The following is a 17,785-nucleotide window of genomic DNA, read 5'->3' as shown; positions in this document are numbered from 1 at the left end:
GTGGCTCAACTCCGCATTGCCCTGGCACAGACGAACCCGACCGTCGGCGACCTGAGCGCCAACGCCGACAAACTGATCGCGTGGACCCGCGACGCGGCGGAGCGCGAGGCCCATCTCGTGGTCTTCACCGAGATGTTCCTCACCGGCTACCCGGTGGAGGACCTCGTGCTGCGCACCTCCTTCGTGGACGCCAGCATCCGGACGCTGGAGGAGGTGGCGCGCAGGCTCCACGACGAGGGCCTGGGCGACCTGCCCGTGGTCGTCGGCTACGTGGACCGCGCCGGCCTGGCGCCCCGGGTGGGCCAGCCCAAGGGCGCCCCGCTCGACGCCGCCGCGCTGCTGCACAAGGGCGAGGTGGTCACCCGCACAGCCAAGCACCACCTGCCGAACTACGGGGTGTTCGACGAGTACCGCTACTTCGTCCGCGGCGACCGGCTGCCGATCTTCCGGCTGCACGGCGTGGACGTCGCGATCGCGGTGTGCGAGGACCTCTGGCAGGAGGGCGGCCCCGTGTCCGTCGTCGGGCAGGCGGGGGCCGGGCTGCTGGTGGCGCCGAACGCCTCGCCGTACGAGAAGGACAAGGACGACGTACGGCTGGAGCTGTGCGCGCGCCGGGCCCGCGAGGCCGGATGCGGCCTCGTCTACGTCAACCAGATCGGCGGGCAGGACGAGCTGGTCTTCGACGGCGACTCCATCGTGGTGGACGCGGCGGGCGAGCTGGTCGCGCGCGGACGGCAGTTCAAGGAGGAACTGATCGTCGTGGACCTCGACGACCTGCCGGTCTCCGAGGCCGAGCCGGGCACGTACCCGTACGACGCGGGCGACGGCTCCACGATCACGGTCGAGCGCCTCGTGCTGTCCTCCGAGCCCGTCGCCGCCTACCCCGCCGTGCCCGCCGTCATCCCCGAACCGCTGGACGTGCACGCCGAGGTCTACTCGGCGCTGGTCCTCGCGGTGCGCGACTACGTGGCCAAGAACGGCTTCCAGTCCGTCATCCTCGGCCTGTCCGGCGGCATCGACTCCGCGCTGACCGCCACCATCGCCTCCGACGCCATCGGCCCCTCCCGCGTCAACGTGGTGCTCATGCCCTCCCGCTACTCCTCCGACCACTCCCTGGCCGACGCCCAGGAGCTGGTACGCAGGCAGGGCGTCAACGCCCAGGTGGTGCCGATCGCCGACATCGTCAACGCCTTCGAGAAGGAGATCGACCTGTCCGGCCTGGCCGCCGAGAACCTCCAGGCCAGGGTGCGCGGCATGATCCTCATGGGCCTGTCGAACGAGAACGGGCACCTGGTGCTGACCACCGGCAACAAGAGCGAGCTCGCCACCGGGTACTCGACCCTCTACGGCGACTCGGCCGGCGGGTTCGCGCCGATCAAGGACGTGCCCAAGACGATGGTGTGGGAGCTGTCGCGGTGGCGCAACGCCCACTCCGACCCCGGCTTCCTGCTCGACGCCGAGCGGCCGATCCCGGAGGAGTCGATCACCAAGGAGCCGAGCGCGGAGCTGCGTCCCGACCAGCGGGACACCGACTCGCTGCCGCCGTACGAGGTGCTGGACCGGCTGCTGGACGACTACGTCGAGAAGGACATGGGGTCGCAGGAGCTGATCGCGGCCGGGCACGATCCCGCGCTGGTCACACGGGTGATCCGGCTGGTGGACCTGGCCGAGTACAAGCGGCGCCAGTATCCGCCCGGCCCGAAGATCACGCCCAAGAACTTCGGGCGTGACCGCCGCCTGCCGATCACCAACCGGTGGCGGGAGAGCACCGGCTGACCCTGCCCCGCCGCCCCCGCGATGGGGGCGGCCGGGCACTGTCTTGAGAATGCGTAACCAGTAGGTTACGCTTCCCGGTGTGAACGAGGCGGAGCGAGCACGTCCGGATCAGGCGGCACAACCGGAGTCGCCGTCGCCCCTGGACCAGACGGCTGGGGCGATCTCCGATCCCGTGCGGCGGCAGATCCTCATGCTGCTGCTGCGCGACGGCCCGCTACCGGCCGGCGACATCGCCGAACGCTTCGCGATCACCCGCCCGGCCGTCAGCCGCCACCTGCGCGTGCTCAGGCAGAGCGGGCTGCTCAACGCCGAACTCGTCGGCCGTCAGCGCCTCTACACTCTCGACCCGGCTCCACTCGCAGAGCTGATCACCTGGCTCGGCCGGTTCGCCCGCCCCACCGGCTGGGAGCACCGCTTCGACGCGCTCGAAACCGAGGTCTACCGCACGCGCAGGGAACGCCGTACCGCAGCCTCGCATGACGTCACCGGACAGGAGAGCACCGCATGAGCCCCATCCCCACAGGCCGGCTGTTCAGGACCGGCGACGGCACCGACCTCGTCCTCACCCGCACCTTCCGCGCCCCCGCCGGCGACGTGTGGGCCGGCGTCACCGAGCCCGAGCGCACCGCCCGCTGGTTCGGGCCGTGGGAGGGCGACGCGGCGCCCGGCCACACGATCAAGGTGCGGCTCGTCTTCGAGGACCAGCAGCCCTGGTACGACCTGCGCATCGACGCCTGCGAACCACCCCGCCGCCTGGCCGTCTCGTCGACGGACGAGCACGGGGCCTGGCGGCTGGAGCTGCTGCTGGAGGAGGTGGACGGGGTGACGGAGCTGCGGTTCGTCCAGCATCTGGAGACGGAGGAGGGCGTCGGGGAGATCGGGCCCGGCTGGGAGTACTACCTGGACCTGCTCGTCGCCTCCCGCGACGGCTCCGGCGGGGTGAGCTTCGACGACTACTACCCGTCGATGCGGGAGTACTACCAGAGCCTCTGACCCCGGGATTGTCGGTGGCTCCTGGCACAGTTACCGCGTGGCTCAACCGCTCAAAGACATGATCAACGCCCACTCGGTCTCGGTGCTCGCCGACGGGCTGGCCGCCGCCTGGCCCGCGTTCCCCCACGCCCGCTTCACCTCGCAGGCCCTGACCGGCCTCGACGGCCTGGAGCTCAAGGCCCGCGTCACCCACGTCTCCACGGCCCTGCACGACGCGCTGCCCCTGCCCTACCCGCAGGCCGCGGCGTACGTCAGGGAGTGCGCGGCCAGGCTGAACATGTGGAGCGGCTGGCCCGCCACCGAGCACACCGCCGCCAGGGGCCTCGGCCACCTGGACGCCGCGATGGAGACCCTGGCGGCGCTCACCCCGTACGCGACGGGTGAGTTCGCCGTCCGCCCCTACCTGGAACGCTACCGCGACGACGCCATCAAGATCATGTACGGCTGGGCGGAGTCGCCCGACGAGCACCTGCGCCGGCTCGCCTCGGAGGGTTCGCGGCCCCGCCTCCCCTGGGCGGGCCGCGTCGGCTGGCTGATGACGCCGGGCCCGACGCTGCCCCTCCTCGACCGGCTGCGCGACGACCCCAGCGAGTACGTCCGCCGCTCGGTCGCCAACCACGTCAACGACCTGGCCAAGGACCACCCCGAGGTGGCGCTGGAGCTGCTGGCGGGGTGGCGCGCGGCGGGCGGCTCCCACGTCGAACGGGTGCTCCGGCACGCCGTCCGCGGCCTGCTGCGCGCCGGCCACCCGGAGGCCCTCACCCTGGTCGGCGCCACGCCGGGCAGCGGCGCGGTCGACAAGCTGTCCCTCGACTCCCCGACCGTGGCCGTCGGCGGCAAGCTGTCCTTCACGGTCACGGTGAGAGCGGGGGCCGCGGGGCCGGTGCTGCTGAAGTACGCCGTGCGGCGGGCGGGCTCGCGCCGCGTGTTCCACCTGGGGCAGCGGGACGCCGGCGGTGCCGGCGACACGTTCACCCTGCGCAAGAGCCACTCCTTCCGCCCGGTCACCACCCGCGACGAGCCGCCGGGCGAGCGGGAGCTTGATGTGATCGTCAACGGTAGGGTGGCCGCGACGGTCCCCTTCACGTTGACCGGGGCCGGGGGCCTGCGGCCGGAAGGGGTTCTGTGACGGACGAGACGCGGGACATCGACCTGCTCCGGATCGAGCTGGGCGTCGTCTGGCGCCTGGACGAACGCGGCCGCCTGCCGGGCCCCGAGGACATGGTGATCGCCGTGGCGTCCGACGGCATCACGGCGGCCGTCTCATCCGCCGTGCCGGACGAGCTCGCCACCCGCCTCCTCTCCCTCGTCACCCCGCCATCGCCCCCGGCTCTCAGCACACCGCCGGACGTACTCGGGGCCTGCCGCGAGCTCCTCGGCGGCGAGCGGGTGTCGGTGACGGGCGGCCCCACCTACCTCGTGACCCCGCCCCTCAGGCCCTCCGTCGCCGCGAACGTCCTCAGGTCGGACTCGGCCGAACACGTCCGGCTCGCACGCTCCTTACCGCGCCCCTCCTCCTGGGAACCCGACGAGTGGGACAAACTCACCACCTGCAGCGCGGGAACGCCCTGGGCCATGGTGGCCGAGGACGGGCAGGTGGTCTCGATCTGCCACAGCGCCCGCCTCACCTCGCTGGGAGCCGAGGCAGGCACCTGGACCTCCCCGCCGTACCGTGGCCGCGGCTACGCCGCCGCCACCACGGCCGCCTGGGCCGGCATGCTGCAAGGGGTTGCCGTGTTCTACAGCACGAGCGCGGACAACCACTCGTCGCAGCGGGTGGCCCAGCGCCTGGGCCTGCGTCCCCTGGGCTGGTTCTGGCACCTGACCACTTGACTCATCCACCGGTGCCCGCGTGCACGACCTGCCGTTCCCACGCCTGCCTCGGCTGGACGTGCAACCGCCAGTAGTGCTCAGCGATGTCGTCCGGATCGAACGCCGTCCCCGGCGCGACGGCCCCTGCCACGGTGACGCTCGCCGCATGAACCCCCGACGGCCCGAACTCCTCATCCACCATCGCCACCACCGTCCGCACCCCGGCCTTGCCCAGCGAAAGGCTCACATAGGCCGCCTTCGGCTCGGGCATCCCGCCGGTGACGATGAACGTGCCGCTCCCCCGCCGCGCCATCGCGGGCACCACCTGCGAGGCCGTCACCAGCGCCCCCACCACGTTCACCGACCAGGCGTCGAGCTGCGCCCGCGCGTCCACCTCCCCCAGCGTGTCCGGACGGATGATCGCGGCGTTGTACACCACCACGTCCGGCGTCCCCAGCTCGCCCGCCGCCGCGTCGAGCGCCGCACGCAGCTCACCCTCGTCGCCGCAGTCGGCCCGGTACGTACGCACGCCGCCCAGCCCCAGATCGCTGCCGCTACGCGAGACGAGACCCACCTCCAGCCCTTCCTTCGCGAACCGGCGCGCCACAGACCGCCCGATTCCCGGCCCCGACCCGACGATCACCGCTGCAGGCATGGATCCGCTCCTTCATGTTGTTGCGTTGCATGACGCTCGCGACGGTAAGGCGTCACATCGATGTGAAGGTCAAGGAGCTCATGAGGATCGGTGACCTGGCCCGCGAGACCGGGGTGAACAGGCGGCTGCTGCGCTACTACGAGGAGCAGGGCCTGCTGCGGCCGGCGCGGCTGCCCAACGGCTATCGCGAGTACGGCGACGCGGACGTGACCGCCGTCCGCCACATCCGCACGATGCTCGCCGCCGGGCTGCCCACGGCGGCCATCGCGCGGCTGCTCGACTGCGTGCATGACGACGGGGAGCGGATGGTGCCGGCCGCCTGTCCGGGGATGGTCGCCAGCCTGCGGCGGGAGCGCCGCCGGATCGCCGAGTCGATCGCACGGCTGCGGACGTCTCAGGAGGCGCTCGACAGCATGCTCGCGACGGTCCTGAAGCAGCCCGGCTGACCGCCCGGCTTCCCCGCTCTGCCGGATCTGAGACGATCGTGGGGCCATGACGGAACCGACCCCCTGTGTCTCATGCGGCGGCACCGTGGCCCCCGACGGCCACTGCTGGGACTGCGGCACCTCGCAACCGGCCTTCCGCTCCCACGTCGAGCTCACGGCGGACGGCGGCGCGGCCGGTGTCAGCGACCGTGGCTTACGGCGGGCCGTGAACGCGGACGCGATGGCCCTGTCCCGGGTGGGTGAGTGGACGGTCGGTGTGGTGTGCGACGGCGTGTCGATGTCGGCCCGCCCCGAACGCGCCGCCCAGGTGGCGGCCGAGGCGGGCGCTGCGGCGACGGTCGCGTCGCTGCGCGCGGGCGCCCTGCCGGAGACGGCGCTGGTGGAGGGCGCGATCCGGGCGGGCCGCGCCGTCTCAGCCCTCGCCGGCCCGCTCAGAGCCACCGAAACGCCGGCCACCGCCCCGCCCGCCTCCACACCCCCGAGCGACCCGTTCGCGGTCTCTCCCGCCTGCACCTACGTCGCCGGCATCACGACCCCGGCCGGCATCTGGACGTGCTGGATAGGCGACAGCCGCGCCTACTGGCTCCCGCACGAGGGCGTCCCCATGACCCTCACAGAAGACGACACAGGCGACCACGAAGCCCTGTCCGCCTGGCTGGGCGCCGACGCCACCCACCCCGACCCGCACCTGCGCAGCTACCGCCCCCACTCCCCAGGCCTCCTGCTCCTGTGCACGGACGGCCTGTGGCGCCACCTCCCCACCCCCGGTTCCTTACAGTCCCGCACCGCAGGACCCCGCGACCACCCCGTGGAAGCGGCCCGCGCCCTGGTCAGCCACGCTCTGGCCGAAGGCGGCCAGGACAACGTCACGGCCCTGCTCCTCCCAGCCGGCCCTCGATCCCATCGAGGATGAGCCCGAGCCCCAGCAGGAACTGCCGGTCGAAGTCCCCGTCCCGCACCCGGCTGAGCTGGGCGAGCTGCCCTTCCAGGTGCCCGGCGACCCGGGCCCGGAACTCGGCGTCCGCGGCGGGGGTGCGCACCGTCTGCCACCAGATGTTCTCGGCGGCGACGAACCCGTTGACGTACGACGACAACGTCCCCACGGCGGCGGTGAGCAACTCGCCCTCCAGCCCCGCCGCCGCCAGCGCCTCGTAGAACACCCGCGAGCGGGCCAGCGCCCGCGGCCCGACGAGGGGCCGGGTGGCGGTGAGCGCGGGCACCCAGGGGTGGCGGCGCATGACGGCGCGGCTCTGCGTGAGCTGCCCGATCAGGAAGTCACGCCACGCCCCGGCGCCCTCGGACGCGCCGGTCTCCCCGGGCATCTCGATCTCGCCGATGACCTCGTCCAGGGCCAGATCAAGCACGTCCTCCTTGCTCTGGACGTACTCGTAGAGCGACATCGTCCCCGCACCCAGCCGCGCGGCTGCGGCTCGGGCAGGCGCAGGACGTGCGGTTCATGTTGTCGCCGTCGTTCGTGCTGAGCGAGGGGCTGGGGCTACTGGCGGAGGAGCTGGTGTTCCCCGGGGACGAGGCGCAGGCGTGGCTGAGCGCGAACGTCCTGCCAGAGCTGGGCATCCGGCCGGACGGCAGCGATCTGGCGGCCGTGCACCGGGCCAAAAACGTGTTGTGGGGCGTCTGGGGCAACGCGGCGTTCCTCGCGGACAAGGGACGGAACGAAGCGGAGATCGCCGCATATCTGGGGCGGTGGTCGCTCTACGGGGACGACGAGGTGGCGGCGGCTGCTCACCGAGCAGCTACTGCCCGCCGACGCGGCCGCCTGAAGCGCGTCGCGCGATGAGCTGCTCCACCCCGTCGAGCAGCAGGTCGAGCCCGAAGCGGAAGTCCTCGTCGTGGATCCAGCCCTCGGCGCCGCGGAAGGCGCCGCCGCGCACGGCGGCCGACAGCGCCGGGTAGGCGGCGGGGTCGAGCAGGTCCACCAGCACCTCGCCGTAGTCGAAGGCGCCCTCGATGCCGGCTTCGGCCATCTCCTGGAAGCCGCTGCCCGCCGCCTGGGTGATGGCCGCATCGGTGATCGCGTAACCCGTCAGGGTGCTGGCGACGTTGATCACCTCGCCTTCGTCGAGGCCCGTGCCGTCGAGCGCGGCCAGCGCCCGGTCCAGCCAGAGCAGCCGCCGCGGCCCGAGCGGCGGGGCGAACTGGGTGATCGGCAGCACCCAGGCGTGCCGCAGCACGAGGTCGCGCTGGAGCCGCGTCCACAGGGCGAGGTAGTCGCGCCAAGGCTGGCCGGACGGGTCGGGCGGCTCGGGGGCGATGGCGTCGGCCATCAGGATGAGCAGGTCGTCCTTGCTGCCGATGTACCGGTACAGCGCGGTCGCCGCCACTCCCACCTTCGTGGCCACGCTGTTCATCGACACCCCGGCGAGCCCTTCCGCGTCGGCCAGCTCGATGGCGGCGGCGGTGATCGTGGCCAGGTCGAGCCGGGGTCTGGGGCCCCTGCGCGGCGCCGGCTCGCGCCCCCACATCCGCCGCAGCATGGGGGGCAACCGGTCCTCGGCCATCGCATTCCTCCTTGACTCGCTCCTAGGATTCTGCATTACCTTGAAACTATGAACGTCATACACAGTAGAGTATTCACAGATGCCATCCTTGCCAGAGGGCTCACCAAGTCGTTCCGCGGCAACAGCGTGCTGGCCGGGATCGACCTGACCGTGCCCACCGGCTCGCTGCTCGCACTGCTCGGCCCCAACGGATCCGGCAAGACGACGACCGTGCGCATCCTGACCACGCTGCTCGCCCCGGACGGCGGCACCGCCACGGTGGCGGGGCACGACGTGGCCCGCGAGGGCGCGCAGGTGCGCCGCGCCATCGGCCTGACCTCGCAGCAGGCCACCGTGGACGCGTTGCTGACCGGCAGGGAGAACCTGGAGCTGTTCGCCGGGCTCTACCACCTGGGCCGCGACCGGGCCAGGCGGCGGGCGGACGAGCTGCTGGAGCGCTTCGACCTCACCGCCGCCGCCGACCGCCGGGCGGACACGTACTCCGGCGGCATGCGGCGGCGGCTCGACCTGGCCGCCAGCATGGTGTCGGCGCCGCCCATCCTGTTCCTGGACGAGCCCACCACCGGCCTCGACCCGCGCAGCAGGGCGGAGCTGTGGTCGGTGATCCGCGAGCTGCTCGCCTCCGGCACCACCATTCTGCTGACCACGCAGTACCTGGAGGAGGCCGACCAGCTTGCCGACCGCGTGGTGGTCATCAACGGCGGACGGGTCGTCGCCGACGACTCCCCCGCCGCGCTCAAGCGTCAGGTCGGCAGGGAACGTCTGGCCCTGCGCCCCGCACTCCCCGCGGACCTGCCCCGCGCGGGCGCCGCCCTGCCGGGAGCGCACGTCGACACCGAGGCCGGGGAGCTGACCCTGGCCCTCCACGGCCCCGACCACCTGCGGCACGCGCTGGAGCTGCTGCACGGGGCGGGCATCCAGGTCGAACGCGTCGAGCTGCGCACCCCCACCATGGACGACGTCTTCTTCGAGCTGACGGCGGCCGCGGCATGAGCGTTCCCATCACCGCCGCCGGCGACCTGCGCCGTCTCGTCGTCCGCGACCTGCGCCGCGACATGCGCGTCCTGGACGGCCTGATCGTCAACACGGCGCTGCCCGTGATCATCATGGTGCTGTTCGTGTACGTGTTCGGCGGCGCGATCACGACCGGTTCCAGCGGCCTGGCCTACATCGACTTCGTCGTCCCCGCCGTCCTGCTCATGTCCGGCGGGTACGGCGCCGCGCTCACCGCCGTGACCATCGCCGACGACATGACCGGCGGCATGATCGACCGCTTCCGCACCCTGCCGATCAGCGGCTGGGTCGTCCCGGCCGGGCACGTGGTGGCCTCGGTGATCCGCAACGTGGCGTCCTCGGCCATCGCGCTGGCCGCCGCGCTCCTGCTCGGCTTCCGTCCCGACGCCTCCCTCGCCGACTGGGCGCTGGTGCTGGCCCTGGTGACCGGGTACGTGCTGGCCATGTCCGCGCTGGCGGCGGTCTGGGGGCTGCTGGTCAGCTCGCCCCAGGCGGCCGGGGCGTTCAGCTTCTTCGTGCTGTTCCTGCCGTACGTGTCGGACGGCATCGTCCCGGCCCAGACCATGCCGGGCGTGCTTCGGGACTTCGCCTACAACCAGCCGCTGACCCCGATCATCGAGACCATGCGGTCGCTGTTGCTGGGGCTGCCGATGGGGTCGTCGGGGGCGGTGGCCACGGCGTGGCTGGCGGGGACGGTCGCGCTCTGCGTACCGGTCGCGGCGCTGCTGTTCCGCCGCAGGACCGCCGCACGCTGACCGCCCGCAGCCCTTACGCCAGCAGCAGGGTCAGGCCGCCTGTCGTGTAGCAGATCATCAGCACGAACAGCGGGATCTGGCCCGCCACCGCCCGCGCGGGCGGCAGCAGCCTGACCGACCGGTCGTGCGCGGCCACCACGCCCGCGACGTGGCCGAGCACGATGGCCAGCACCTGCACGGTGGCGATGGTCCCGGGGGCGACGGCGTTCTGGGTCACCTCGGCGTCCAGGCCCAGCGCCAGGATGATCGCGTGCCTGCCCTCGATGACCAGCAGCGAGAAGTAGTGCGCGATCAGGTAGCCGGCGGCGATGGGCAGCAACGAGTGCGCGAAGCGGCCCGCCAGCCCCTTCGCGCCGCCGATCACTCCGGCCGCGAAGAGGCAGGCGGTGTACAGCACGGCCACGCCGGCGACGGCCGCCAGCAGGCCGATCGTGCCCAGCCCCGCGCGCCCGCCGAACGGGCCGGACTGCAGGGCGTTCACCCAGGCGGGGCTGGTGGAGAAGCCGTCGTAGGCGGTGCTGCCGAGCAGCACGCAGACCGTGGCGACCAGGCCGGGGGCGGGGGCGACGGCGTCCAGGCCGTCGAACGGGTTGCGCAGCACCCGACCGCCGTCCGCTCGCCTGCCGAAGGGAGACATCTGGCCGATCAGGGTTGAATACACCTCGAACGGGTCGCCGCGCTCCAGCCAGGCGTGGCCGTACACGAAGGTGCCGGTGAGCTGGGCGGCGGCGTACAGAGTGAGGAAGATCAGCAGGGTCGGAGGTGCGGCGGGCTCGGGCGCGACCAGCTCCATCCAGGTGAACGCGAGCAGGCCCGCCGCCGCGGGCCACAACCCCAGCCCGGCGGGGTACGGGCGGCGCGGGCGGTCGGGCAGCAGCCGGAACGGGTTCAGCGCCCGCCACACGGGGCCGAGCAGCAGCGACGCGGGCACCAGGCCGACCCAGAACAGCACGTACACCAGGTACGGGGCCGCGTTCTCTGTCGCGGGGCCGAGGATGAGCCAGGCCAGGGTGTAGACGGCGGCCAGCAGGGTCAGGACGCGGGCCGTCCTCGTCGCCTTGCCACCGGACGCGGGCAGGGTGAGGGGGCGGCCGGCGTGGTCGCCGCGGAAGCGGGAGTCGGCCCAGAGCAGGGCGAGCGCCAGGAACGAGACGACCAGCGCGGCGAACGCGCCCGCGTAGGCGTAGAAGATCGGGATCGGCAGGTCCGACCGCTCGCCTACCCCGTGCACCACAACGCCCGCCGTCACCCGGCCGCCGGCCGGCCCGCCCGCCGCCGGCCAGCCCGTCACCGGACCGCCAGCTGGGTGAGGACCAGTTCGGCGCGGTGGGTCTCCACCTGGAACACGCCGGTCAGGTCCGCCGTGAACCGGACCGTCGCGGGCACCCCCGGGCGCAGCTCGGCCGCGAGGTCGTAGCCGTGCACGTGCAGTTCGTCGGGCACGTCGCTGGTGACGGTGATGCTGACCTGCCGCCCCTGGCGCACCTCCAGCCAGCCGGGCGGCGGATCGACCCGGCCGTTCGCGATGGTGATCTCGGCCTTCGCCCGTTCGCTGGGCGCGCCGGTCGCCACCGCGTGGCTGTTGCCCGGGTCGCGGTGCGTTCGCGACAGCGGCCCGCAGCCGGTGACGGACAGGGCCGCCAGAACGAGGCAGCACGCCACCACACCCCCGCCCCATCCCCTGCCCATAAGCCGCGCCCGGCCCTGTAGCGCGAGCCTCACCTGGGCACCTCGGCCTCGGCGGGCTGCTCGGCCACCGCACGCGCCCGCCTCGGCGCCAGCACGACCACCGCCCACAACACCCAGACGCCGGTGACCAGCCCCCGGATCCACCCAGGCCCCAGCGGAATGACCGGAATCAGATAAACCAGTCGATCGAACGCATCCAAGCAGGCCAGCACCCCCACCACGATCGTGAACCAGCCGAACACCGGCCGCCCCGCCCGCAGCGCCGACCCCAGGCACAGCCACCACGCCCCCATCAGCAGCAACGCCGCCCCGGTCTGCGCCGGGCTGCCGACGGCCGCCGCCACGACGTCGAGCACCAGCCCGAGCCCACCGGCCACGGTCCCGGCCAGGATCAGCCGGTGCCGCCGCCGCACTCCGCTCCCCCCGTCCCGCTGGGGGACCGTCTGCGGGACCGCCTGCCGGGCCGCCTGCCGGACCGTCTGCCGCGACCGCCACCAGAACAACCCCGCCACCAGCCCCAGCACCAGCGATCCCCCCAGCGCGAGCTGCGTCTCCACCTTGCCCAGCCCCGACGCCCCGAACCAGTCGCATCCGGCGGGCAGCCGCGCCTGCGCGGCGCTGAAGTCGGCGCACAGGTACAGCTTGACGAGCTTGACCGGCTCGGCCAGCAGCCGCCGCGTCCCGCCCGACAGCTCGGGCGCCGTAGCGGCGCAGACGGGCAGCACCACGGGCGAGGACGGCCCCGCGTCCGCCTGCCAGCAGTTGCCGCTCCCCTGCCCGTCCCACCACACGTCCAGCCCGTTCGGCCGCAGCTCGCCCGTCGGGCTGACGCCGAAGACGTTGCGCTCGTAGCGGTTGAAGTCGGACGTGTCGGCCTGCTTGGCGAGGTCCTCCTCACCCCTGATGAACGCGGGAACCCCGAAGAGCTGGAACCCCGCCCGCCGGTGCCCCCAGACCTGGTTGTTCGAGAACACGTTGTAGTTGCCGCCCGCCACGATGACGCCCGTGCCCGGCGGCACCCCCACCTGCGAGCACACCACGCCCCGCTCGTAGCCGCGCTCGGCGGGCGGCTTGGCGCAGGTGCCGTCGCGGGTGTGGCGGTAGTAGTCGCGGTTGTTGTCGTAGATCTTGTTGTTCTCGAACTTGGCGTGGTTCTGCGGCAGGCCGGGGTGGGACGGCCAGAGGCTGTCCATCGTGGCGCCGACCATGTTGTCGTAGAACTCGTTGTCGTGCACCCAGAGCGAGTCGCCCGCGGTGCCGGAGTAGCCGAGCGCGTTGTCGTGGCTCTTGCAGCGGCGGATCTCGATGGCGTAGCGGGGGACATCGTGGCCGCGGCCCTCGTTCAGGTTGGAGGCGCTGCCCGGGTAGAGGCCGCCGTCGCCGTTGCCGTACGCCTCGCAGTCGGTGTAGAGGCCGTGGTCGCTGGCGAAGGTGAGGAAGCCGTACTCGTCGTTCCAGCGGGTCAGGACGCGGTCGATGACGAAGCCGTCGGTCTCCAGCACGTACAGGGAGTTGAAGGTGGTGCGCTGGGCGGTGAGGTTCCTGAAGTAGACGCCGTCGGCACGGTCGGCGCGGACGGCGTTCAGCTTGCTGTACTCGGCGTCGATGACGACGTCGAGCGGGCCTGCGCCGGTGCCCTCGATCTGGAGGTCCTGCTTGCCGAGGACGGCGACCAGGTTCTGGTTGTGCGGGCACTGGAGCTGCTGCTCGTAGCTGAGGATCTGGTAGCCCCAGTCGGACCAGCGGGCGGGCAGGCGGGCACAGGCGCCGGTGGGGGCGGGGCGGCTGGGCTCCTCGCGGTAGAGGCCGGGCAGGATGGCGATCGTCATCCCGGGCCGGTTCACCCGGTCGACGGCCTCCTGCACATGCCGAAGCCCTGTTTCCTGACATTTCGCGAATAAGTCGAGATTGCGCGCTTTGAGGTCGGCAGGAAATTGGGCGATACGACGTTCAAAATCAGATTTGTCGGTCTTGCAGACGAGCAGATCCGGCTCGCCCTGCCGCAGGACCGGCACCGAGCCCGTGCCGTCGGGGAACGTGACCGGGCGCTCCTCGTGGGCCAGGGCCGCGCCGGCGCCTGCCACCAGCAGGCCCGACGCGAGCGCGACGATGGACGCGAGCTTCCGCAAGTGGCCCATGGCCGGAGATTAGAACAAGGCTCACGTTCTGCCTAGGCCGAAAGATCCGGAAACAATGGCGCCCCGCGAAGCCGGCCATCCGAGCGACTTCGTGGGGCGAACCAGGATGCTAGCCCGCGCGCCTACATTTCTTCTGCAGAGGTCTCACGGGGCCATGCCGGCCAGGGCCGCGTCGACGACCCGCCCGGCCAGGTCGGGCGAGAGGTCGCCCGCGGGGCCCCACTTGGTGTGCCACAGCATGGTGCCGGAGATCATGGCCTGCGCCATGTCCACGTCGAGGTCGGCCCGGAGCTCGCCGGAGGCGACGCCACGCTCGATCACCTCGCGCATCGCCTTGCGGCGTGGCTCGACGGCCCGCTTGAGGAAGCGTTCGAAGAGCTGCGGATAACGGTCGGCCTCGCTCATCGCGATGTTCATCACGCAGCGGCTGCGGGCCTGGCCGTGCTCCCTGCGCATGGCGTCGACCAGGGCGACCAGGTCGTCACGCACGGACGTGCCCGCCAGCGGCGGCAGCGGCGCCTTGAGCGTGGACAGCGCGTCGACGACCAGGTCTTCCTTGTTGCCCCAGCGGCGGTAGATCGTGGTCTTGCCGACGCCCGCCCGCGCCGCGATCGCCTCGATGGTCAGCTCGGACACGCCCATGCCCTCGCCGATCAGGTCGAGCACCGCCTCGACGATCGCCTTCTCGGCCTTCTCGCTGCGCGGACGGCCCGCGGGGCGGGCAGTCCCGGATTCCTGGATGGTCATCGCGGCCTCACCATACCTCGCCGACGCGTGCGCGCCGGACTTCAGGGCGGCAGGTCGCGTACGCGCCGCCCGCTGATCGCTCCATCGGCCGGACCGCCCCTCATCCTCGGGACGACGTCAGCACCGGCTCCTTCTGCTCCGCGTGCTTGGCGGAGCTGGGCTTGCCGGGCATCCACCGGGCCACCACCCCGATGCCGATCAGCCCGATCACGGCCGACACCAGCGCGGTGACGTGCATGCCGTCCACGAACGCGGTGAACGCGGGCCGCACCAGCGCCTGCCCCTGCGCGCCCAGCTCCTGCACGACGGCCATGGTCGCCATGATCGACTCACCGGCCGCGTGCCGCACGCCCTCGGGCAGGACGGCCAGCGCGGGCTCCATCCCGCCCCGGTAGCTGGACGACAGCACCGAGCCGAGCACCGCCACGCCGAGCGCGCCGGACACCTGCCGGACGGTGTTGCTCATCGCCGAACCGACACCGGCCTTCTCCCTGGGCAGCGACTCCATGATGGCCGTCGTCGCGGGCGGCATGATGTTGGCCATCGCGGCGCCCTGGACGAAGAAGATGATCTCGATGAGCAGGATCGGGGTGTTCATGTCCATCAGCGCGTAGCTGCCGAGGGCCAGCGTCACCACGACCATGCTGACGGTCGCCGACAGCTTGGCGCCGAACCGCTCGTTGATGCGCTGGCTGAGCGGCGCGAAGATGAGCTGCGCGGCGGCGAACGGGATCATCAGCGCGCCCGCCTGGATCGGCGTGAACCCCCGCACGATCTGCAGGAAGAACGTGAGGAAGAACATCCCGCCCATCATCGCGAAGAAGACGATGCCCATCATGCCGATGGCCGAGCTGAACCGCACGTTGCTGAAGCTGCGCACGTCGAACACCGGGTGGTCGATGCGCCGCTCCCACCACACGAACACGCCCAGCACCGCCACCCCGACCAGTGTCGGGACCAGCACCTCGGCGCTCGCCAGCGTGGCCAGCTCGCCGCCGCGGATGATGCCGTACACCAGGGCCACCAAGCCGATGATCGACAGCACCACGCCGACCGGGTCCAGCCTGGACGGCTTCGGGTCACGCGACTCGGGCACCACGATCGAGATCAGGATCATGCTGATCACCACGATCGGCACGTTGATCAGGAAGACCGAGCCCCACCAGAAGTGCTCGATCAGCAGGCCGCCGGTGATCGGGCCGATCGCCACCGCGAGCCCCACGCCACCGGCCCACACACCGATCGCCTTGCCTCGCTCGGCCGGTGGGAACACGTTGGAGATGATCGCCAGCGTGGCCGGCATGATGGCCGCACCGCCGATGCCCATCGCCGCCCTGGCCAGGATCAGCTGCATCGGGTCCTGCGCGTAGGCACTGGCCAGCGAGGCCAGGCCGAACAGCAACATGCCGATGAACAACATGCGCTTGCGACCTGTCCGGTCGCCGATCACGCCGAAGGTGAACAACAAGCCGGCGAAGACGAGCGTGTAGGAGTTGATCGCCCATTCCAGCTCGCTCTGGGTGGCGCCCAAGCCGACCGTCTCGTCGGCGATGGTCTTCATCGCGACGTTCAGGATCGTGTTGTCGAGCACTACCGCCAGCAGGCTGAACACGAGCACGCCGAGGATGCCCCAGCGGCGGGGGTGTCCTGCGTTCGGGTCCATGGGGGTGTCCTTAATTTCGATACGGGTAAGTTTCGCAACGCCACCGTATCGGAAGGTATTCCGATACGCAACGGTCCCGTTTCGTAAATCTCCGGTGAACTCCGGCCGTCGGGGCGCTGACGCCCCTCGCCCGCCGGCGGCACCGCGCAGGCCCGCACGCCGCGGGAGCGGCCCCCGCTCACTCCCGCGGCGACTCCACCGTCCCGACCCGCTCGCCCCGCTCGACCGGCTCGTCCATCCCCCTGACAGGCTCGACCGGCTCGCGCTCAGCCAGCTCAGCCACCTCCTGCTCCAGCGACCTCCCGGAACCGGCCCCCGGACGCCGTCTCCAGAACGGCAGGGCGACCACCACCATGGCCACCCCCACCACCCCGGCCAGCACGAACGCCCACTCCGGCCCCGCCCCGTCGATGACCGCGCCCGCGATGGGAGCCGACGCGGCCCCGCCGATCAGCAGGGCCGTGCCGTGGAAGCCCATGGCCTCGCCCCGGGCCGCACTGGGCACCCACCGGCTGAGCGCGTCCACCGTGGACGACAGCGCCGGCGCGCACAGCAGCCCCGCGGGCAGGAGCGCCAGCACCAGCCAGTGCCACCCGCCCCCGACCAGCGCGACCGGGATGGTGAGCAGCCCCATGCCGGCGATCAGGGCCAGCGGCGAGAAGCCGCGCGACAGCCCGCCGTACACGAAGCCGCCGATGAGCGAGAACACGCACCAGATGGCCACCGCCAGCCCGACCCACACCGTCTGCCCGGCCTCGTTCATGGTCGCGACCAGGGAGAGCTCGGTCGCGGTGAGCACGAAGGTGGCGGCCGCGGCCGTGCCGAGCAGCGCCACGAACGCCGGCGTGAGCCACTGCCGCCTCGACACCTTCACCGTCTCCGCCTTGAGCTCCTCGACCGAGCGGACCGGCGGATTGAGCAGGATCAGCCCCACCCCCGCCAGCGTCAGGCCCACGCCGATGGCGGTCAGCGTCACACCGCTGCCGAACGCCGTGATGCCCGCCACCGCGAGCGCGGGACCCACCATGTACGACATCTCGACCAGCATCGAGTCGAGCGCGAACCCGCTGCGCCGCTGCTCGACCGGCACCATCGCCGCCAGGCACTGCCTGGTCACGCTGAACACCGGCAACGCCAGCAACCCGGCCAGCACCGCCGCCACCAGCAGAACGGGGAACGGCATCGCCCACGCGCTCGCCCAGAACGCCGCCTGCGCCACGGTGGTGACCGTGAGCACCGGACGCAGCCCGTGCTTGTCGACGAACCTGCCCGACAGCGGCGAGCCGACGGCCATGCCGATCGTGCTGGCCATGGAGATCAGCCCCGCCGGGCCGTACCCCAGGCCCATCACCTCCGCCACGTGCAAGGTCAGCGCCATGCCCACGGCCGTGGCGGGCATGCGGGCCAGCAGCCCCACCAGGAGCAGCGTGGGGACGCCGGGGATTTTGAGCAGACGTCGGTAAGGGTCGAGAGCCATGGTGTTGATTACCTCCGACGTCGATTCTGGCAAGAGGCACTGACAGTTTCGCCACAGGTTTTCCTGCTATGGCACGCGTGACATCATCGGAATGAGTCCGG

At 71.9% G+C, this 17,785-nt stretch carries 19 protein-coding genes; 10 read left to right on the top strand and 9 right to left on the bottom strand.

The genetic code is table 11. The annotated features are described in order from the left end of the window. The 5 genes from FXF51_RS29670 to FXF51_RS29650 all read left to right on the top strand — a co-directional run bounded on the left by FXF51_RS29670 (position 1) and on the right by FXF51_RS29650 (position 4,602). Positions 1-1,776, top strand: coding sequence for an NAD+ synthase (locus tag FXF51_RS29670; protein ID WP_148437984.1), 1,776 nt, complete (start codon positions 1-3; stop codon positions 1,774-1,776). A gap of 79 nt (positions 1,777-1,855) precedes the next feature. Next, positions 1,856-2,284, top strand: coding sequence for an ArsR/SmtB family transcription factor (locus FXF51_RS29665; protein ID WP_262379918.1), 429 nt, complete (start codon positions 1,856-1,858; stop codon positions 2,282-2,284). Further along, positions 2,281-2,769, top strand: coding sequence for an SRPBCC family protein (locus tag FXF51_RS29660; RefSeq protein ID WP_148437983.1), 489 nt, complete (start codon positions 2,281-2,283; stop codon positions 2,767-2,769). The genes FXF51_RS29665 and FXF51_RS29660 overlap by 4 nt, the downstream gene beginning before the upstream one ends. A gap of 37 nt (positions 2,770-2,806) precedes the next feature. Continuing rightward, positions 2,807-3,898 carry a DNA alkylation repair protein gene (locus FXF51_RS29655; RefSeq protein WP_148437982.1) on the top strand — a complete coding sequence of 364 codons (1,092 nt, stop codon included), beginning with the start codon at positions 2,807-2,809 and terminating at the stop codon, positions 3,896-3,898. Then, the gene (locus tag FXF51_RS29650; RefSeq protein WP_148437981.1) at positions 3,895-4,602 is read left to right on the top strand and encodes a GNAT family N-acetyltransferase; all 708 of its coding nucleotides are present in this window, start codon (positions 3,895-3,897) and stop codon (positions 4,600-4,602) included. The genes FXF51_RS29655 and FXF51_RS29650 overlap by 4 nt, the downstream gene beginning before the upstream one ends. A 1-nt stretch (position 4,603) precedes the next feature. Here FXF51_RS29650 and FXF51_RS29645 read toward each other — a convergent pair whose 3' ends face one another. Beyond that, positions 4,604-5,236 (bottom strand): SDR family NAD(P)-dependent oxidoreductase, encoded by a 633-nt coding sequence (locus FXF51_RS29645; protein ID WP_187414640.1) that lies wholly within the window; start codon positions 5,234-5,236, stop codon positions 4,604-4,606. Positions 5,237-5,316: 80 nt separating this feature from the next. Between FXF51_RS29645 and FXF51_RS29640 the strand changes: the two genes are divergently transcribed. After that, entirely contained in the window at positions 5,317-5,682 is a 366-nt protein-coding gene (locus FXF51_RS29640) for a MerR family transcriptional regulator (RefSeq protein WP_148437980.1), read from the top strand. A 46-nt stretch (positions 5,683-5,728) separates the two neighbouring features. Further along, positions 5,729-6,595 carry a PP2C family protein-serine/threonine phosphatase gene (locus tag FXF51_RS29635; RefSeq protein WP_148437979.1) on the top strand — a complete coding sequence of 289 codons (867 nt, stop codon included), beginning with the start codon at positions 5,729-5,731 and terminating at the stop codon, positions 6,593-6,595. Here the strand turns inward: FXF51_RS29635 and FXF51_RS29630 are convergent. Next, the gene (locus FXF51_RS29630) at positions 6,549-7,082 is read right to left on the bottom strand and encodes a TetR/AcrR family transcriptional regulator C-terminal domain-containing protein (RefSeq protein WP_148437978.1); all 534 of its coding nucleotides are present in this window, start codon (positions 7,080-7,082) and stop codon (positions 6,549-6,551) included. The two genes, FXF51_RS29635 and FXF51_RS29630, sit on opposite strands and share 47 nt — an antisense overlap. Before the next feature lie 47 nt (positions 7,083-7,129). Here FXF51_RS29630 and FXF51_RS29625 point away from each other — a divergent pair, with 47 nt between their 5' ends. Then, positions 7,130-7,480, top strand: a complete 351-nt coding sequence (locus FXF51_RS29625; RefSeq protein WP_187414639.1) for a hypothetical protein — start codon at positions 7,130-7,132, stop codon at positions 7,478-7,480. Here FXF51_RS29625 and FXF51_RS29620 read toward each other — a convergent pair. Then, positions 7,437-8,201, bottom strand: coding sequence for a TetR/AcrR family transcriptional regulator (locus tag FXF51_RS29620; RefSeq protein WP_148437977.1), 765 nt, complete (start codon positions 8,199-8,201; stop codon positions 7,437-7,439). The genes FXF51_RS29625 and FXF51_RS29620 overlap by 44 nt on opposite strands. Before the next feature lie 48 nt (positions 8,202-8,249). Here FXF51_RS29620 and FXF51_RS29615 point away from each other — a divergent pair, with 48 nt between their 5' ends. Both FXF51_RS29615 and FXF51_RS29610 read left to right on the top strand, forming a co-directional pair. After that, positions 8,250-9,194 (top strand): ATP-binding cassette domain-containing protein, encoded by a 945-nt coding sequence (locus FXF51_RS29615; protein ID WP_148437976.1) that lies wholly within the window; start codon positions 8,250-8,252, stop codon positions 9,192-9,194. Then, positions 9,191-9,970 (top strand): ABC transporter permease, encoded by a 780-nt coding sequence (locus FXF51_RS29610; RefSeq protein ID WP_148437975.1) that lies wholly within the window; start codon positions 9,191-9,193, stop codon positions 9,968-9,970. The genes FXF51_RS29615 and FXF51_RS29610 overlap by 4 nt, the downstream gene beginning before the upstream one ends. A 13-nt stretch (positions 9,971-9,983) precedes the next feature. Here the strand turns inward: FXF51_RS29610 and FXF51_RS29605 are convergent, their stop codons facing one another. The 6 genes from FXF51_RS29605 to FXF51_RS29580 form a co-directional block, all read right to left on the bottom strand. Beyond that, a complete protein-coding gene (locus FXF51_RS29605) occupies positions 9,984-11,261 on the bottom strand; it encodes a hypothetical protein (RefSeq protein WP_262379917.1) in 1,278 nt (425 codons plus the stop codon). Further along, the gene (locus tag FXF51_RS29600; RefSeq protein ID WP_148437974.1) at positions 11,258-11,692 is read right to left on the bottom strand and encodes a hypothetical protein; all 435 of its coding nucleotides are present in this window, start codon (positions 11,690-11,692) and stop codon (positions 11,258-11,260) included. The genes FXF51_RS29605 and FXF51_RS29600 overlap by 4 nt, the downstream gene beginning before the upstream one ends. Beyond that, entirely contained in the window at positions 11,689-13,797 is a 2,109-nt protein-coding gene (locus FXF51_RS29595; protein ID WP_148437973.1) for a right-handed parallel beta-helix repeat-containing protein, read from the bottom strand. Before FXF51_RS29595 ends, FXF51_RS29600 begins: the two co-directional genes overlap by 4 nt. A gap of 144 nt (positions 13,798-13,941) precedes the next feature. Beyond that, entirely contained in the window at positions 13,942-14,544 is a 603-nt protein-coding gene (locus FXF51_RS29590) for a TetR/AcrR family transcriptional regulator (protein ID WP_148437972.1), read from the bottom strand. Between the two features lie 100 nt (positions 14,545-14,644). Then, the gene (locus FXF51_RS29585; RefSeq protein ID WP_148437971.1) at positions 14,645-16,207 is read right to left on the bottom strand and encodes an MFS transporter; all 1,563 of its coding nucleotides are present in this window, start codon (positions 16,205-16,207) and stop codon (positions 14,645-14,647) included. 178 nt (positions 16,208-16,385) lie between these two features. Further along, complete coding sequence (locus FXF51_RS29580; RefSeq protein WP_148437970.1) at positions 16,386-17,684, bottom strand: MFS transporter; 1,299 nt, start codon at positions 17,682-17,684, stop codon at positions 16,386-16,388. Positions 17,685-17,785 lie beyond the last annotated feature (101 nt).

Source organism: Nonomuraea sp. PA05 (genome assembly GCF_008086045.1).
Lineage (GTDB): Bacteria > Actinomycetota > Actinomycetes > Streptosporangiales > Streptosporangiaceae > Nonomuraea > Nonomuraea monospora.
Note: the sequence above shows the minus strand (reverse complement) of the source record. Positions and strands in the feature narration are given on the sequence as shown.

What these genes read in the sequence shown, in the direction of transcription:
- FXF51_RS29610 (WP_148437975.1), top strand. Translation starts at nt 9,191, where the DNA reads ATGAGCGTTCCCATCACCGCCGCCGGCGACCTGCGCCGTCTCGTCGTC.
- FXF51_RS29580 (WP_148437970.1), bottom strand. Translation starts at nt 17,684, where the DNA reads ATGGCTCTCGACCCTTACCGACGTCTGCTCAAAATCCCCGGCGTCCCC.
- FXF51_RS29660 (WP_148437983.1), top strand. Translation starts at nt 2,281, where the DNA reads ATGAGCCCCATCCCCACAGGCCGGCTGTTCAGGACCGGCGACGGCACC.
- FXF51_RS29630 (WP_148437978.1), bottom strand. Translation starts at nt 7,082, where the DNA reads ATGTCGCTCTACGAGTACGTCCAGAGCAAGGAGGACGTGCTTGATCTG.
- FXF51_RS29615 (WP_148437976.1), top strand. Translation starts at nt 8,250, where the DNA reads ATGAACGTCATACACAGTAGAGTATTCACAGATGCCATCCTTGCCAGA.
- FXF51_RS29620 (WP_148437977.1), bottom strand. Translation starts at nt 8,201, where the DNA reads ATGGCCGAGGACCGGTTGCCCCCCATGCTGCGGCGGATGTGGGGGCGC.
- FXF51_RS29585 (WP_148437971.1), bottom strand. Translation starts at nt 16,207, where the DNA reads ATGGACCCGAACGCAGGACACCCCCGCCGCTGGGGCATCCTCGGCGTG.
- FXF51_RS29635 (WP_148437979.1), top strand. Translation starts at nt 5,729, where the DNA reads ATGACGGAACCGACCCCCTGTGTCTCATGCGGCGGCACCGTGGCCCCC.
- FXF51_RS29595 (WP_148437973.1), bottom strand. Translation starts at nt 13,797, where the DNA reads ATGGGCCACTTGCGGAAGCTCGCGTCCATCGTCGCGCTCGCGTCGGGC.
- FXF51_RS29590 (WP_148437972.1), bottom strand. Translation starts at nt 14,544, where the DNA reads ATGACCATCCAGGAATCCGGGACTGCCCGCCCCGCGGGCCGTCCGCGC.
- FXF51_RS29640 (WP_148437980.1), top strand. Translation starts at nt 5,317, where the DNA reads ATGAGGATCGGTGACCTGGCCCGCGAGACCGGGGTGAACAGGCGGCTG.
- FXF51_RS29645 (WP_187414640.1), bottom strand. Translation starts at nt 5,236, where the DNA reads ATGCCTGCAGCGGTGATCGTCGGGTCGGGGCCGGGAATCGGGCGGTCT.